At 70.0% G+C, this 15,201-nt stretch carries 20 protein-coding genes; 1 reads left to right on the top strand and 19 read right to left on the bottom strand.

From position 1 onward, the window contains the following. Window positions 1-78 precede the first annotated feature (78 nt). From trpA to rpe, 11 genes are all read right to left on the bottom strand, one after another. Window positions 79-876: a tryptophan synthase subunit alpha gene (trpA, locus tag AB3K78_RS04725; RefSeq protein ID WP_416446600.1), complete on the bottom strand. Its 798-nt coding sequence runs from the start codon at window positions 874-876 to the stop codon at window positions 79-81. Beyond that, window positions 873-2,096: a tryptophan synthase subunit beta gene (trpB, locus tag AB3K78_RS04720; protein WP_416446598.1), complete on the bottom strand. Its 1,224-nt coding sequence runs from the start codon at window positions 2,094-2,096 to the stop codon at window positions 873-875. Before trpB ends, trpA begins: the two co-directional genes overlap by 4 nt. A 20-nt stretch (window positions 2,097-2,116) precedes the next feature. Then, a complete protein-coding gene (gene trpC / locus AB3K78_RS04715) occupies window positions 2,117-2,887 on the bottom strand; it encodes an indole-3-glycerol phosphate synthase TrpC (RefSeq protein WP_416446595.1) in 771 nt (256 codons plus the stop codon). 1 nt (window position 2,888) lies between these two features. Further along, entirely contained in the window at window positions 2,889-3,122 is a 234-nt protein-coding gene (locus tag AB3K78_RS04710; protein ID WP_099724828.1) for a DUF6704 family protein, read from the bottom strand. Between the two features lie 83 nt (window positions 3,123-3,205). Beyond that, the gene (locus tag AB3K78_RS04705) at window positions 3,206-3,862 is read right to left on the bottom strand and encodes a Trp biosynthesis-associated membrane protein (RefSeq protein WP_416447304.1); all 657 of its coding nucleotides are present in this window, start codon (window positions 3,860-3,862) and stop codon (window positions 3,206-3,208) included. Between the two features lie 5 nt (window positions 3,863-3,867). After that, window positions 3,868-5,412, bottom strand: coding sequence for an anthranilate synthase component I (locus tag AB3K78_RS04700; RefSeq protein WP_416446593.1), 1,545 nt, complete (start codon window positions 5,410-5,412; stop codon window positions 3,868-3,870). Window positions 5,413-5,449: 37 nt separating this feature from the next. Next, the gene (hisI, locus tag AB3K78_RS04695; RefSeq protein ID WP_416446591.1) at window positions 5,450-5,836 is read right to left on the bottom strand and encodes a phosphoribosyl-AMP cyclohydrolase; all 387 of its coding nucleotides are present in this window, start codon (window positions 5,834-5,836) and stop codon (window positions 5,450-5,452) included. Next, window positions 5,833-6,627, bottom strand: a complete 795-nt coding sequence (hisF, locus tag AB3K78_RS04690; protein ID WP_416446589.1) for an imidazole glycerol phosphate synthase subunit HisF — start codon at window positions 6,625-6,627, stop codon at window positions 5,833-5,835. The genes hisI and hisF overlap by 4 nt, the downstream gene beginning before the upstream one ends. A gap of 14 nt (window positions 6,628-6,641) precedes the next feature. After that, window positions 6,642-7,481, bottom strand: coding sequence for an ATP phosphoribosyltransferase (gene hisG / locus AB3K78_RS04685; RefSeq protein WP_416446587.1), 840 nt, complete (start codon window positions 7,479-7,481; stop codon window positions 6,642-6,644). A gap of 105 nt (window positions 7,482-7,586) precedes the next feature. Further along, on the bottom strand, window positions 7,587-7,850 hold the full coding sequence (locus AB3K78_RS04680; protein WP_099724822.1) for a phosphoribosyl-ATP diphosphatase: 264 nt from the start codon (window positions 7,848-7,850) through the stop codon (window positions 7,587-7,589). Between the two features lie 44 nt (window positions 7,851-7,894). Continuing rightward, window positions 7,895-8,557, bottom strand: coding sequence for a ribulose-phosphate 3-epimerase (gene rpe, locus AB3K78_RS04675; protein ID WP_416446585.1), 663 nt, complete (start codon window positions 8,555-8,557; stop codon window positions 7,895-7,897). 64 nt (window positions 8,558-8,621) lie between these two features. Between rpe and AB3K78_RS04670 the strand changes: the two genes are divergently transcribed. Further along, the gene (locus AB3K78_RS04670; RefSeq protein ID WP_416446583.1) at window positions 8,622-10,133 is read left to right on the top strand and encodes a hypothetical protein; all 1,512 of its coding nucleotides are present in this window, start codon (window positions 8,622-8,624) and stop codon (window positions 10,131-10,133) included. A gap of 15 nt (window positions 10,134-10,148) precedes the next feature. Here the strand turns inward: AB3K78_RS04670 and AB3K78_RS04665 are convergent, their stop codons facing one another. From AB3K78_RS04665 to AB3K78_RS04630, 8 genes are all read right to left on the bottom strand, one after another. Further along, window positions 10,149-11,471: an MFS transporter gene (locus AB3K78_RS04665; protein ID WP_416446581.1), complete on the bottom strand. Its 1,323-nt coding sequence runs from the start codon at window positions 11,469-11,471 to the stop codon at window positions 10,149-10,151. A gap of 21 nt (window positions 11,472-11,492) precedes the next feature. Then, complete coding sequence (locus AB3K78_RS04660) at window positions 11,493-11,927, bottom strand: hypothetical protein (RefSeq protein WP_416446579.1); 435 nt, start codon at window positions 11,925-11,927, stop codon at window positions 11,493-11,495. Window positions 11,928-11,931: 4 nt separating this feature from the next. Next, window positions 11,932-12,360: a hypothetical protein gene (locus tag AB3K78_RS04655; protein WP_416446577.1), complete on the bottom strand. Its 429-nt coding sequence runs from the start codon at window positions 12,358-12,360 to the stop codon at window positions 11,932-11,934. Then, a complete protein-coding gene (locus tag AB3K78_RS04650) occupies window positions 12,357-12,782 on the bottom strand; it encodes a DUF6389 family protein (protein WP_416446575.1) in 426 nt (141 codons plus the stop codon). Before AB3K78_RS04650 ends, AB3K78_RS04655 begins: the two co-directional genes overlap by 4 nt. Before the next feature lie 131 nt (window positions 12,783-12,913). Next, window positions 12,914-13,462 carry a hypothetical protein gene (locus AB3K78_RS04645; protein WP_416446573.1) on the bottom strand — a complete coding sequence of 183 codons (549 nt, stop codon included), beginning with the start codon at window positions 13,460-13,462 and terminating at the stop codon, window positions 12,914-12,916. 119 nt (window positions 13,463-13,581) lie between these two features. Then, window positions 13,582-14,046, bottom strand: a complete 465-nt coding sequence (locus AB3K78_RS04640; protein WP_416446571.1) for a hypothetical protein — start codon at window positions 14,044-14,046, stop codon at window positions 13,582-13,584. Then, the gene (locus tag AB3K78_RS04635; RefSeq protein WP_416446569.1) at window positions 14,036-14,701 is read right to left on the bottom strand and encodes a hypothetical protein; all 666 of its coding nucleotides are present in this window, start codon (window positions 14,699-14,701) and stop codon (window positions 14,036-14,038) included. The genes AB3K78_RS04640 and AB3K78_RS04635 overlap by 11 nt, the downstream gene beginning before the upstream one ends. A gap of 78 nt (window positions 14,702-14,779) precedes the next feature. Then, complete coding sequence (locus tag AB3K78_RS04630) at window positions 14,780-15,013, bottom strand: hypothetical protein (protein WP_416446567.1); 234 nt, start codon at window positions 15,011-15,013, stop codon at window positions 14,780-14,782. Window positions 15,014-15,201 lie beyond the last annotated feature (188 nt).

The raw sequence follows: 15,201 nt of genomic DNA, 5'->3' as shown, positions 1-15,201 counted from the left end.
GGCCCGACGGGGCCGGTCGCATTCGAATTTCATCCTAGTCGGCGTCGTGGACGCCGAGTGCGCACCCGGACGGTGCGCTCAGCTTCGGGCGGTGCCCGCCGCGATGTCTCGCACCACCTCGGCGAGGCGTTCGACCCCGCCGTCGCGCAGCGCGCGGACGAAGGCGGTGCCGACGATCGCGCCGTCGGCGTAGTCGAGGGCGGCGGCGACCTGCTCCGCGGTCGAGATGCCGATGCCGACGCAGGCGAGGTCGGCGCCCTGCTCCCGCAGGCGCGAGGTGAGCTCGCGCGCCGCGGCGTCGAGCTGAGCGCGCTCGCCCGTGATCCCCATGGTGGAGACCGTGTACACGAAGCCCGTGGTGGAACGGGTGACGAGCGCGAGGCGCTCGTCGGTCGAGCTGGGCGCCGCGAGGAACACGCGGTCGAGGCCGAGGCGTTCGCTGATCTCGATCCACTCGGCGGCGGCATCCGGCGTGATGTCGGGCGTGATGAGCCCGGCGCCGCCGGCGGCGAGCAGATCCTCCGCGAAGCGCTCCACGCCGTACTGCACCACCGGGTTCCAGTAGGTCATTACGAGGATCGGTACGTCGACCGCCTCGCGCACCCGCCGGATCGCCTCGAACACGTGGGCGACGCGGAAGCCGTCGGCCAGCGCGGTCTGCGTGGCCTCCTGGATGATCGCGCCGTCCATCACGGGGTCGGAATAGGGCAGACCGAGTTCGAGGACGTCGGCACCGCTCCGGGCCATCGCGATCGCAGCGGCGACGCTCGTGTCGAGGTCGGGGAACCCGACCGGCAGGTATCCTACGAGCGCTCCGCGGCGCTCCTGCTTCGCAGCGCGGATCGCCCCGGCCACCTGGGATTCGTGGGCGCTCATCCGTCCATCTCCGCATCGTTCTCGCCGAGCAGGCCGAAGTAGCGGCCGGCCGTCGCCATGTCCTTGTCCCCGCGCCCCGAGAGGTTCACGGCGATGAGACCGTCGGGCCCCAGCTCCTTGCCGATGCGGATCGCTCCGGCAAGGGCGTGAGCCGATTCGATCGCCGGAATGATGCCCTCGGTCCGGCTCAGCAGGCGCAGCGCCTGCATGGCCTCGTCGTCCGTCGCCGGGATGTAGTCCGCGCGGCCGATGTCCGCGAGCCAGGCGTGCTCGGGTCCGACGCCCGGGTAGTCGAGGCCTGCCGAGATCGAGTGCGACTCGATGGTCTGGCCGTCCTCGTCCTGCAGGACGTAGGTGCGGGAGCCGTGCAGGATCCCCGGCCGGCCGCGTTCGATCGACGCCGCGTGCTGCTCGGTGTCGACCCCGGCGCCGGCCGCCTCGACACCGTACAGCTTGACGTCGGCGTCGTCGATGAACGCGTCGAACATACCGATCGCGTTCGAGCCGCCGCCGACGCACGCGACGACGGCATCGGGCAGTCGCCCGGCCTTCTCGAGCAGCTGGGCCCGGGCCTCCTCCGAGATGATCTTCTGGAAGTCGCGGACCATCGCGGGGAACGGGTGCGGGCCGGCGGCGGTGCCGAAGATGTAGTTGGTCCGGTCGACGCTCGCGACCCAGTCGCGGTAGGCCTCGTTGATCGCGTCCTTGAGCGTGCGCGAGCCCGCCGTCACCGGGATCACCTCGGCGCCGAGCAGGCGCATGCGCGCGACGTTCAGCGCCTGGCGCTCGGTGTCGACCTCGCCCATGTAGACGGTGCACTCGAGCCCGAAGAGCGCGGCGGCGGTCGCCGTCGCGACGCCGTGCTGGCCGGCCCCGGTCTCGGCGATGACCCGCTGCTTGCCGAGGCGCTTGGTGAGGAGCGCCTGTCCGAGCACGTTGTTGATCTTGTGCGAACCGGTGTGGTTCAGGTCCTCGCGCTTCAGGAAGATGCGGGCTCCCCCGGCGTGCGCCGCGAACCGGGGCACCTCGGTGATCGGGGACGGGCGGCCGGCATAGTCGCGCAGCAGCGCGGTGAGCTCGGCCTGGAAGGCCGGATCGGCCTTCGCCTCGTCGTAGGCGAGGGTGAGCTCGTCGATCGCGGCGATGAGCGATTCCGGCATGAACCGGCCGCCGAACTCGCCGAAGAACGGACCGCTCTGCTCGCGCAACGGCTTCGACATCTGTGCCTCCCGGCGGTGGGTCAGACGCTCAGGTAGCTGGCGAGCGTCGCGATGGGGTCGTTGGTCACGAGGGCCTCGCCGACGAGCACCGCGTCGGCGCCCGCCTCGCGGTAGCGCACCACGTCGGCGACGTCGAGCACCGCCGACTCGGCGACGCGGATGACGCCGGCCGGGATCTGGTCGGCGACGCGGCCGAACAGCTCGCGGTCCAGCTCGAACGTGCTGAGGTTGCGGGCGTTGACCCCGATGAGCTGGGAGCCGAGATCGACCGCGCGCGCCACCTCATCGGCGGTGTGCGCCTCGACCAGCGGGGTCATCCCGAGCTGCCGCGTGAACGCGTGCAGCCGCTCGAGGGTCTGCTGCGGCAGGGCCGCGACGATGAGCAGCACGAGATCCGCGCCAGCGGCGCGGGCCTCGAGGATCTGGTACTCCTCGCCGATGAACTCCTTGCGCAGCACGGGGATGCTGACGGCCTTGCGCACCGCTTCGAGGTCGTCGAGCGAGCCCTTGAACCGGCGCTGTTCGGTGAGCACGCTCACCACGCTGGCTCCGCCGGATTCGTACTGAGCGGCGAGGGCCTGGGGCTCGGGAATGTCGGCGAGGTCGCCGCGCGACGGGCTCGCGCGCTTGACCTCCGCGATCACGCGGATGTGTTCGGCGGGCGCCAGGGCCTCGAGCGCGTCGAGCGCCGCGGGGCGCGCGAGCGCCTCGGCCTCGACCTGCGCGGCGGATCGCGTCTCGCGTCGGACTCGCGCGTCCTCCAGGGAGCCGGCGAGCAGTTGTTCTAACACCTCAGTCGTGCGACTTGACGGCGTACTTCGGTCCGTTCACGCCGAAGCCGGCCTTCGAGAGGATCCAGCCGAGCAGCGCGCCGACGACGACGACACCGACGCTCGCCCACACGAGGGCGGGAATGTTCAGGAAGAAGAACACCGTGCCGGCCGCGATGCCGAGCAGCATGACGATCACCGCCGTCCATGCAGCGGGCGAATCGCCGTGTCCGGGGTCTCCGTGGGGGTTCGACATGAATCTCCTCGTTCCAGAATGTGTCCGTACCAGCCTAGCGCGTCCGCGGAGCATCGGGAGCACGACAGGCAGGCGGCGAGGCGTTACGCGCGCGGCGCTCCCGGTTCCGTGCCTCCGAAACCGGTGCCGGCCGCATCATCGTCGGAGGCCGCCTCGGCCGAGGAGGGCTCCGCATCCGACGGGTCGTCGCCGTCGCTCAGCGCATCCCAGTCGGCGATGCGGTCGGGCTCGTCGCTCTCGACCCGCTTCGCGCTCGTCTCGTACTTGCGACCGGCGGTCGCCCACCGGCCGCTCACCACGAGGACGAGCACGCCGAGCAGCACGACGACCGCTCCGAGCGCCGCCGTGACGATCGGCCACACCGTGAGCGAGGTGCCGGTGATCGCGTCCTGGGCGGATCCGCCGGCCAGGCCGGTGAGCTTGGTCACGCGCGCGATCGCCGCTGCGGACGGATCGACCAGGACGGTGATCGCCACCGCGGACACCCCGACGCCGAGCAGCGCGAGCACGACGCCGAGCACGCGTCGGAACACCTTTCCCGCGATCGTCAGCGCGAGCGCTCCCGCGAGCACCGCGAGCGCGAGCGAGGAGAGCGACTGGTTGAACTCCTGCCCCGTGACCGCGAGGTGATCCTGCGCCGCAGCGCCCAGTTCGAGCTTGAAGCTCGCCCAGGGCTGAGTCGCCGAGAGCAGCGCCAGCGCGCCGACGAGCCCCAGGCCGGCGATCAGGAGGAGCCGCATCCGCTTCACGACCGGCCCCCGATCGGGCGGAGGGTGTTCGCCACGGCGACGGCACGCAACGGCGCTGCAGCCTTGTTGCGGGATTCCTGGTCCTCCATCTCGGGGACGGAGTCGGCGACGATGCCGCCGCCGGCCTGCACCATCGCGACGCCGTCGCGGATGGTCGCGGTGCGGATCGCGATCGCGAGATCGGCGGAGCCGGAGAGGCCGAAGTAGCCGACCACTCCCCCGTAGACGCCGCGCTGCACCGGTTCGAGTTCGTCGATGATCTGCAACGCGCGCGGCTTCGGCGCCCCGCTCAGGGTGCCCGCGGGGAAGGTCGCGCGCAGCGCATCGATGGCGTTGCGGCCTTCACCCAGCTCGCCCTCGACGGTCGAGACGATGTGCATGATGTGGCTGAAGCGCTCGATCCTCATGAACTCGGTCACCTCGACGCTCGACGGATCGCACACCCGCAGCAGGTCGTTGCGGGCGAGGTCGACCAGCATGAGGTGCTCCGCCCGCTCCTTCTCGTCGGCGAGCAGCTCGCGTTCGTGCTGATGGTCCTCGTCGATGGTCGCGCCGCGCGGCCTGGATCCGGCGATCGGGTGCGTGATGACGTGGCCATCGTTCTGTACGGTGACCAGGGCTTCGGGGCTGGAACCGACCACCGAGAACGGCTCGCCCTCGGCGTCCTCGACCGTGAGCAGGTAGAGGTACGGGCTCGGATTCAGGTGCCGCAGCACGCGGTAGACGTCGAGCGGGTCGGCGGTGCACTCCTGATCGAAGCGCTGCGAGAGCACCACCTGGAAGATGTCGCCGTCGACGATGTACTGCTTGGAACGCTCGACCCCGGCGAGGTAGTCGGCCTCGTTCGTCAGCCGGCGGGCCGTGGGCATCGCCGATCGGTCGAGCTCGCCGAGCGGCGATGCCGCAGGAGCCGCGAGGGTCGCCTGCAGCGCGTCGAGACGTCGCTGCCCCTCGGCCCACTGCGCTTCGGCGTCGTCGGCGTGCGCGTCGTTCAGCACGTTGACGACGAGGATCACGCTGCCTTCGCGGTGGTCGATCACGACGACCTCGGAGGCGAAGCTGAGTGACTGGCTCGGGATGCCCGGGCCTTCGCTCGGCCCGTGCTCGAGCCGCTCGAACTGCCGCACCGTCTCCCAGCCGAGGTAGCCGACGAATCCGCTCACGAGGGGCGGCAGGCCCTGCAGCTGGGGCGTCCGCCAGTGCTCGGCCGCGGCGCGAAGCGCCTCGACGGGCGCGAGATGCGACACCCCTCCGGGCAGCAGGCGGTCCTCGGGGATCCCGCCCGCTGCGGCCACCCACCTCGCACGACCGTCGCGCTCGCTGAGCGAGCCGAACGACCCGGCCCCGACGAAGCTGAACCGGGTCCAGACACCGCCCTGCTCCGCGGATTCCAGCAGGAAGGTCCCGGGCCGCGAGGCCGCGACCTTGCGATAGATACCGACCGGGGTCTCCGCGTCCGCGAACACTTCGCGGCAGACGGGGATGACGGTGTGGGTGGTGCGGGCGGCGTCGAAGGCCTCGCGCGTCGTCGTCAGGCTCACCGCCCCAGCTTACCGGTGCGTTCCTGCGCGCCGGTCCCTATTCGGGATCGCCGACGACGGCTTCGAGATCGCGTCCGTCGAAGCAGGTCCGTGATCCCGTGTGGCAGGCCGCACCGATCTGGAACGCGCGCACGAGCAGCGTGTCTCCGTCGCAGTCCATCGCGACGGAGCGCACGTACTGCCGATGACCCGAGGTGTCGCCCTTGCGCCAGTACTCCTGACGGGACCGGGACCAGAAGGTGACCCGCCCGGTGGTCAGCGTCCGCCGCGTCGCCTCGCGGTCCATCCAGGCCAGCATGAGCACGTCCCCGGACGCATCGTCCTGCACGATGGCCGGCAGGAGCCCGTCGGGACCGAAGGACAGCGCGTCGAGCCGCTGCTCGACCGAGGTGGGATCGGCCGCGATGGGATCGTTCGCCGTCATGCCCGTGCCTCCTCGTCGCCGTGCTCGACCAGCCGGACCAGGTGCCCGGCATCCGCGAGCGCCTGCTTGACCTCTCCGATGGTGAAGGTGCCGTCGTGGAACACCGAGGCGGCGAGCACCGCATCGGCGCCCGCGTCGACCGCCGGAGCGAAGTGCTCGAGGCGCCCGGCACCACCCGACGCGATGACCGGGACCGAGGCCAGTTCGCGCACCGCGCGGGTGAGCTCCAGGTCGAAGCCCGCGAGCGTGCCGTCGGCGTCCATCGAGTTCACGAGCAGCTCGCCCGCGCCCCGTTCCACGACCTCTCGGCACCACTCGAGCGCGTCGCGATCGGTCTCCTTCTTGCCGCCGTGGGTCGTCACCACGAAACCGCTCGGCGTGCGGGGCGAACGCTTCACGTCGAGCGAGAGCACGAGCACCTGGGAGCCGAAGCGGTCGGCGATCTCGCCGATCAGCTCCGGACGGGCGATCGCCGCGCTGTTGACGCCGACCTTGTCGGCGCCGACGCCCAGCAGCCGCGCGACATCGTCGGCGCTGCGCACACCGCCCCCGACCGTCAGCGGGATGAAGACCTGCTCGGCCGTGCGGCGCACCACGTCGTAGGTGGTCGACCGGTCGTCGACGGTCGCGGTGACGTCGAGGAACGTCAGCTCGTCGGCGCCCTGCTCGGCGTACTTCGTCGCCAGCTCGACCGGGTCTCCGGCGTCGCGCAGGTTCAGGAAGTTGACGCCCTTCACCACGCGGCCTGCGGCCACATCGAGGCACGGGATCACCCGGGTCGCGATACTCATCTGCGGGTCCCTTCCTACAGACGGGCGGCGTGGATCGCGGTCACGAGGATCGCGCGGGCGCCGAGGTCGGCGAGGCGATCCATGACGTCGTTCGCCTCGTCGGCCGAGACCATGACGCGGACCGCGACCCAGCCCTCGTCCTTCAACGGCGAGACCGTGGGCGACTCGATGCCGCCGGCGATCGCGACGGCCGCGTCGAGGTCGCTCTCGCGCAGGTCGTAGTCCATGATCACGAACTTGCGCGCGACGAGCACGCCGCGCAGACGGCGCAGCAGACGGTCGACGCCCTCGGGGCGCTTCGCCCCGCCGATCAGCACCGCGGTCGATTCGAGGATCACGGGCCCGAAGATCTCGAGCCCGGCCGCGCGGAGCGTGGCGCCCGTGGAGACCACGTCGGCGACGGCGTCGGCGACGCCGAGGCGCACGGCCGACTCGACCGCGCCGTCGAGCTTGACGAGGATCGCTTCGATCCCCCGCGCGCGGAGGAAGTCGTCGACGAGCTTCGGATAGCTCGTCGCGACCCGCTTGCCCGCGAGATCGGCGATATCGCTGATCTCGTTCGCGGGAGCCGCGAACCGGAAGGTCGAGTCGCCGAAGTCGAGGTGCGCGATCTCGTGCGCCGCCGAACCGGAGTCGAGCAGCAGATCCCGGCCGGTGATGCCGATGTCGAGCGCACCGGACCCCACGTAGGTGGCGATGTCCCGCGGGCGGAGATAGAAGAACTCGACGCCGTTGCGCGCGTCGGTGTGGACCAGCTGCCGGTTGTCGCGTCGGCCGGAGTATCCGGCCTCTGCGAGCATCTCGGCGGCGATCTCTGAGAGGGAGCCCTTGTTGGGCACCGCGATGCGGAGCATGAGTGAAGTTCCTTCCGTGTCGGCCATTGCGCGGCCGGGAGTCTGAATCAGATTCGGGCGGCGAGCGTCAGCGCGGCGTCACGGGAGTGCCGTGAGGCGCCGACGCTACAGATGCCGGTACACGTCCTGCAGGCTCAGGCCCTTGGCGAGCATGAGGACCTGCAGGTGGTACAGCAGCTGGCTGATCTCTTCGGCGCAGGCATCGTCGGACTCGTATTCCGCGGCCATCCACACCTCGGCCGCCTCTTCGACGACCTTCTTGCCGATCGCGTGCACGCCGGCGTCCAGGCGCGCGACGGTGTCGCTGCCTTCCGGACGGGCGGCGGCCTTCTCGCTGAGTTCAGCGAAGAGCGATTCGAACGACTTCACGGGACCAGCCTAGCGTGTCCGGGACTCCGGTCAGAACCTCGCGGTCAGTGCGAGTGCGCCGCTGCGACCTCGCGCAGCTCCGCGATCCGGTCCTCGGGCACCCCGCCGTAGACCGCGGAACCGGCGACGAAGGTGTCCGCGCCGGCCTCGGCGGCCACGCCGATCGTGTTCGCGGAGATCCCGCCGTCGACCTGCAGGCGCAGCTCGATACCGTGCTTTGCCCGGGCCTCGGCGAGTCGGCCGAGCTTCGGCATCATGTCGGGCATGAACGACTGCCCGCCGAAGCCGGGCTCCACCGTCATCACCAGCACCATGTCGAACTCGGGCAGCTGCTCCAGGTAGGGTTCCGGGTCGGTCCCGGGCTTCAGCGCGATACCGGCCATGGCACCGATCTCGCGGAGGCGGCGCGCCAGCGCCACCGGATCCTGGGCCGCTTCCGCGTGGAAGGTGACCGAGGCGGCGCCGAGCTCGGCGTAGCCCGGAGCCCAACGGTCGGCATCCGAGATCATGAGGTGCACGTCGAGCGGGATCGGCGAGACCGCCTGGATCCGCTCCACGATCGGCGGACCCATGGTGAGGTTCGGCACGAAGTGGTTGTCCATCACGTCGACGTGCACGAAGTCCGCGGTGCGGATCCGATCGAGCTCGCGCTCGAGGTTGACGAAATCGGCGGACAGGATGCTCGGGTGGATGCGCTGCACGGTCACGGGTCGATCCTATCCGCGCCTCCGGCCCACCGCCGCCGTGCGGTGCGCTCGCTATGCTGGCGCCATGGCAGAGGAGCAGGATCCGGAGCCCTGGCGCATCCCGACCGGGCTCGGTGCGCCGCAGGGCCTCGGCCCCTCGCCCGGCCTCGCTCCCCCGGCGGGGATCCCCGCGCCGCGTCTCGGCGACTGGTCGGGGTACGAGCCCGCCTCCGCTGCCGATGAGCTCACGGTCGACGCCGCGGAGCAGGTGCACGAGGCGCTCGGCGTCGACGAAGTTCCCGAGGCGCCCGCGCCGAGCGCGGAGGTTCGCGCGGAACCCGCAGCGCCACGGGTGCAGCCGGCCCCGGTGCAGCCGCGACCGGTGCAGCCGGAGCCGGTGCAGCCGGCGTCGGCAGTGGCGGTTCCGGCGGCACCCGCCGCCCCGCCGGTGCCGGCCGCCGCGGCCGGAATGCCGGCACCCCCTGCCCCCGCGGCTGCGGCGTCCCCCGCACCTGCACCGGCTCGGGCACGGACCCCCGAAGGCGGGCCGAAGCCCGCGGCGACGGCGAACCCGATGAGGATCGCGGGCTGGGTGGGAATCGGCGTGCTCGTCATCGGCGCGATGTCGCTGATCGGCAACCTGACGAACAGCGACGGGGATCCCGGCGTCGACGATTCGTTCACCGCCGTCGGGGCGGACACGCCCGAAGGCGCGGTGCAGGAGTACCTGGAGGCGCTCCGCGACGGCGACACCGGGCGTGCCGCCGAACTGCTCAGCTCCCCGGACCCCGGAGTCTTCGAGCATCCTCCGCTCGACCCGTCCGAGCATCCCGAGGGCCGGATCGACGAGGTCGAGGCGGACGTCACCGTGCAGGAGGGCGAGTCGGGGAGCGTCACGGTCCGGTACACGATGGGCGGCGAGGCGGTCTCGACGGTGATGCAGACAGAGCGCAGCGGCGGCGGATGGTTCATCGCCGAGGGCGGCACCGTGTTCCCCGAGGGCCAGATCTTCGCCGGGTTCCCGACGACGCTGAACGGGGAGCCGCTCAGCGGCGCGACGCCGGCGCTGCTGCCCGGCGCCTACGAGCTCGGATTCGAGACGGGCGACTTCTCGCTGCCCGACGACCAGCGCACGGTCGTGATCCGGCTCTCCGACGCTGCGGTCCTCGCGCGGATCGATGCGACCCCGCGGCTCACCGAGGCGGGCGCCCGGCGGTTCACCGAGGCGCTGCGATCCGAGCTCGACGACTGCCTCGCTGCTGGCACGCCGACCACCGACTGCGGCATGGACGTGCCGGAGGACGACCTGCCCGACGGCTATGCGTTCGAGGGCGAGCTGAGCCGATCCCTCTCGGAGGGGTTCGATGCCGTGCTCAAGGCGCATCCGCCGGAGCTCGAACGTGTCGACGGGCGTCTGACCGGCAAGGTCGTGCTGCCCGCGGAATTCGCCGCGAACGTCGAACTGAGCATCCGCAGCACCGCGGACGGCACGGTCCGGGACGGGCACCTCCGCGATCCCGTGCGCTCGCTGCGCCCGAGCGCTTCCCTGATTCCCGGGTCCGTGCAGATCGACTGGACCGCGCCCGATGCCGCTTAGGCGACCCGCTTCGGGTCACGCCCCCTCGGCGACGACCGGCCCGACCGCGGGGGCCTCGGAGTAGCTGCGCGAGAGCCGTCGATACGACCGGGTCAGCGCGGCTCCGCCCGCGAGCAGGATCGTGACGAGCCCGGTCGCCACGAAGATGAGGGCGATCCCCCGGGCGTCCCCCGTCCCGAGCAGCCAGCTCCAGTCCGCTTGCCCCTGCGGCGTCTCGAGCGCTGGAACGATCCAGAGCGCGGCAACCGGTGCGATCGCGAACGAGGTGATCGGCGCGGTGCCCGCCTCGAAGGTCATCGCGAAGCCGAAGGCGCGCCCCTGGGATGCGAACGGGACGACGCGCTGGATCACGGTCTGCTCGGCGGCCTCGATCGCGGGCATCACGACCATGAACGACCAGAGGCCGGCGATGAAGAGCCACGGCGCGTCCCGGATGGTGAACGCTGCGCCGATGACTCCGGTGACGGCGACGAGGATTAGCATCGTGCGGATCGGGTTCGCGCCGAGGCCGCGCGCGGCGACGAGCGCCCCACCGACGATGAAGCCGGTCGAGGCGAGTCCGAAGACGAGGCCCCAGACCTCGACGCTGAACAGCGTGAGCCCGTAGGGGTCGAGCAGCGCCATGAACACCCCGCTCGCGAGGTTATTGAACGTCGTGAAGATGATCAGCGCCATCAGCCCCGGTATCGCGCGCACCGCCCGGAATCCGCCGCCGAAGTCGACCGCCCGCCGCTCGGGATCCCGCTGGATCTCCGGTTCCGCGACGCGCAGCAGGTGCAGGTGAAGCAACGGGATCGCCGTGCATGCCGTCGCGATGAGGATGGTCGGTCCCATGCCGAGGAACCCGACGGAGAGACCGCTGAACACGCTCGTGGCGATGAACGCGAGCCCCTGCACGGTCCCGACCAGGCCGTTCGCGTTGGCGTGGCGCTCCGGGTCCACGAGCAGCGTGACCGTGGTCGACAGGGCGAGGTTGCGGAGCACCTCGACCACGCAGCCGGCGAGCAGGATCGTCGAGAACACCCAGAACCAGGGGGCGCCGAAGTCGAGCAGGGTCGCACGCGGGATGCTGAAGAACATGGCGCAGACGACGAGGAACGCGGTCAGCGAGGCCCAGCCCGACAGACGCATCACGAAGAGCTTGCGATACCGGTCGACGAGGCTGCCGAAGTACATCGAGCACGCAGCGATGATGAGCATGTACGCTCCGCCGAGCAGGCCGTTCACGAGGATGCTCTGCGTCTCGACGTACACCCAGAACACCAGGGCGAACCAGAGGAAGTTCGAGGTGAGGTTCGCCACGGCGGTGTTCACCAGCAGGTGCAGGAACGTGCGCATGCGATGGGGAACCTCTCGCGGCTACAGAGAGTTCCAGCAGTACAGCGCTTCGCCGCGCTCCCGCGCGGTGCGGGCGAGCGCCCGCCAGTCGCGGAGCATCGGCAGGAGGTATTCGGGATCACCCGCACCCCAGAATTCCTCGGTCTCGGACCAGGGGCCCACGATCTCGGCCAGGCGTTCGTCACTCGCACCCGCGAGCGTATCGGTGAAGGTGCCCGGCAGCGAGACGACCCACGCGGAGTCGTGATCCGGCTCGCTCACCAGGCGCGCCCAGGACCGCTCACCGGTGATGTTGTCGTACGGCTCGCCGGTGAGGAGTTCCTGGAGCGTCCCGGCCTGCACGGTCGGATCCACGGCGTCGAGCACGGGCCCGTTCGCCGCGTCGGGTCCGGTTTCGACCACCGACGCGGCCGCAGCGTCGTCGCTCGCGATGAAGTACGTGTTGATGACGCCCATGACGTCATCCTGACAGGGTTTGCACCGCCGGTCCAGCGTCGCGCAGCCGGGTGATCAGCGCTCGGTCCGCGTCGGCGTCGAACTCGGGATCGCGAGCCGCCACCCGGTCGACGAGCATGCCGAGCGCCTCGAGCACCCCGCTCCGCAGCATGGTCGCGGGGTCGTTCCCCCGCAGCACCTCGTCGCTGTTGAAACGGAGCTCGCCGCTCGCGGTCCGGGCGGCGAGCCGAACGCGGGGACGATGCAGTCCGGTCGGTTCGGAGACCACCGTGAGGTCGCCGCCGACCGTGACGAACAGGTCGTAGTCGTAACCCCACTCGAGGTCGCGGAGCGCGATCTGGAGGCGTTTGAGCTCGGTGATCGTGCCGCCGGGGATCCCGGGTCCGCCGTAGACGGTCCGGAACGAGAGCCGGCCTCGCTGCGCGGCCGTCACGCGTCCGCTCCGCCTGGGATCCCGATGCGCCAGAACCCGTCGGGAGCCCCGGGCGGAATCCGCGGCGAGAGCCACTCGACGACGGCGTCGAGCGCGGCCCGTTCGAGATCGTCGCGTATCCACCCGCGCGGGCGCGGCGGCACATCCGGCTCCCAGCCGTCCTCGCCCCACTCGACGCCGAAGAGGTGCCGATCGTCGTCGAAACGGCGGTCGAGGAGGAACGCATCGCGGCCCTCGAACCGGGCCCAGACGTCGAACGGACCCTCGGCGTCCTGGTCGACGAACACGTCGATCAGGACACCGTCGATGCTGGCCCCGGCCTCCTCGGCGGCACGATGGAAGCGTTCGAGACGTGCGGCCGCATCGTCCGTGTGCGCGGCGAGCAGCGGCCGCAGCGCGTCGGCGTAGTCCTGTGCGTCCATGCCTCCAGCGTATGGGGATTTCTCTCGTTCGGTCAGGGGTGCACGCATCGCGAGTCGCCGAGATGACCCGAACGCGGGTTATGGAGACCCATTACCCGCGTTCGGGGCATCTCGAAGGGGCTTCGCCTGGGTCAATGCGCGGCGCTTCCATGGATCGCGGACTCGATCTCGCGGTATCTCTGCTCGGCCAGGCCTTTCGAGATCTCCAGCGGACGGAACACGACCGTCCGCACGAAACCCAGCTCGAACACCGTTCCCGCGCATTCGAACGCGATGCCGGGAACATCGCCCGCGTAGATCCGCACCCGTCTCCGCTCGATCCCGGTGATGTCGGCGTACGGCAGCACCATGCGCGGTCCCGAGTACTCGCTCAACCCGGCGTAGATCTCGATGCGGTCGTCGCGCAGCGCCAGCAGGACCCCGTGATCCTTCGCCGGCAGGAACACGGGATCTCCGACGAGGTCGAAGGCCTGCCGGTAGCTGTTCACCGTGAGCTGCATCGGCACCAGGTGCCGCACCCCCGAGGCATTGCGCGCTCGCGAGTAGGCGACGAGCTCCAGAATTGTCCCGATGATTCCCATGGCTACGACGCAGGCCCCGACGATGAGCACGACCGTGAGCAATGCACCGGTTCCGGCTTCCGCCGATTCCTTGAAGCTGTCTGCAATGTGCATAGCCATTCTGAGCAGGCTGGCCAGCGTAACGGGGAGGAGGAGCCAGAAGGCTGCGCGAGAGGGGCCTCGCTGGCCTCGCAGGCTGGGGACCTCGGTGGGGCTCGCTCCGGCGGGGCTCGACCGCGTCACCGCAGCGGTGCCCTGCCCGAGTCGAACACCCACTCCGGTGCGGGCTCGACCTCGCGGAAGAACGGGATCGCGATCACCGGGCGGAAGACTCGCCGACCGGAGACGATGATCCCGATCGTGGTCACCACAAGGTGCACGACGACGGTGAGGCACGCCAGGCACATCAGGATGATCGCCCAGGTGAACAGCCCATCGATCTCGAACACGAACGAAATGACCGCGATCACGACGCAGAGGGCCGCGAGCGAGTGCGTGAGCACGAAACAGGTGAGGTTCCAGTTCGCCGCCCACCGTGCGTTCTCGCGCACCAAGCGTGAGGGACTCGAGCGCGCCTGCTGCAGCAGGATCGCCGGGAGCACCAATTGCAGGACGCCCCCGAGGTACGGCACGAGTGGCGAGAGGCCCGCCACCCAATAGGCCTGGCCGGACTCCTGCTCCGGTTTCCTCTGTTCATTCATCATTCCGAATCCCTTCCTTCCGGAGCGCATCGAGTTCAGCGGCGAACCGAGCGGATGCCTCTGCTCCGGCGCCGAATGCGCCGTACAGCACTTTCGAACGCAGCTCCAGTCCGATCCCAACGCCGGCCTCAGCGCCCGTACTCTCGGCAGCGGTCAGGCGAATGCCGGAGCTCTTCCAGACGGCAGTTTCGACTCGCGCGGGCTGCACGGATCCGATCGAGTTCCAGGCAATATTGCATTCGTTCTCGCGGGTTCGGCAGTTCCAGATCGCGAGGCCTTCCGGCGACACGGTGACGATGCCTCGTGTTTCTCCGTCAGCGAATACCGGTCGACCGCAGAAATCACTCAGATCGTGGGCTCCACGAGTTCCCAGGCGGACGTGACGCGTCAGCCCCGGATATTCGGTTCGACGGCTCCCGGCGATGTGCCGCGAGGCGCGAACGTCGCTCAGCCAGGAGCGCGCCGGTTCGAAGAGCAAGACCAGCGGTGGGAGCACCACCCAGAGAATGTCGCCGAGGTTCTTGACCGCACCGTCGTCGATCATGCGACGCACGGAGCCGATCATTCCGGGCAGGATTAACAGCCCGAGGATGAATATCCCGACATATGTGGGCCGCTTCCAGGCGCGCGGCTCGATCCGCGGGATTCGCTCAGCCATCCCGCCTCCCTATCCCGGCGCGAAAGATGAGCGCTTTCGGGGACCGACGCTCATTTCCCGGATCCGGACGATGCGCGCTCATCCGGCGACGCCGAAGGCGCGCACGACCGACCATGTGCCCAGCGCGACGGCGAATAGCGCGGTCACCACAACGCTCCTGACGGTCGCATACCTCGCGACCTTCTCACTGCCGCCGCCCGGAGCCTCTCGATGGAACCAGGACTCGGCCTTGGCTATGCGCACCCTGAATATGAAAGTAAGTATCCCCACAACGATGGAAATACAACCGAAAACGAAGGGATAGATGTCCATTCAGCGCCGGTCATCCTTCGACTCAGACCCAATGTGGGCGAGACCGCCGAAGCCCGCGGCGTTCTGACGCGAGGAACACAAGTAGATGATACGAACACGGCGCAACAGCAACGCGACTCCAAGGATGAGAAATGGACGGGCGGGCAGAATCTCCCCCGCGCATCCCCCGGTGCGCGCGATTCATAGCG

The organism is Leucobacter sp. HNU (assembly GCF_047946755.1).
In the GTDB taxonomy this organism is placed as follows: Bacteria; Actinomycetota; Actinomycetes; order Actinomycetales; family Microbacteriaceae; genus Leucobacter.
This window is presented reverse-complemented; position numbering and strand designations above follow the sequence as displayed.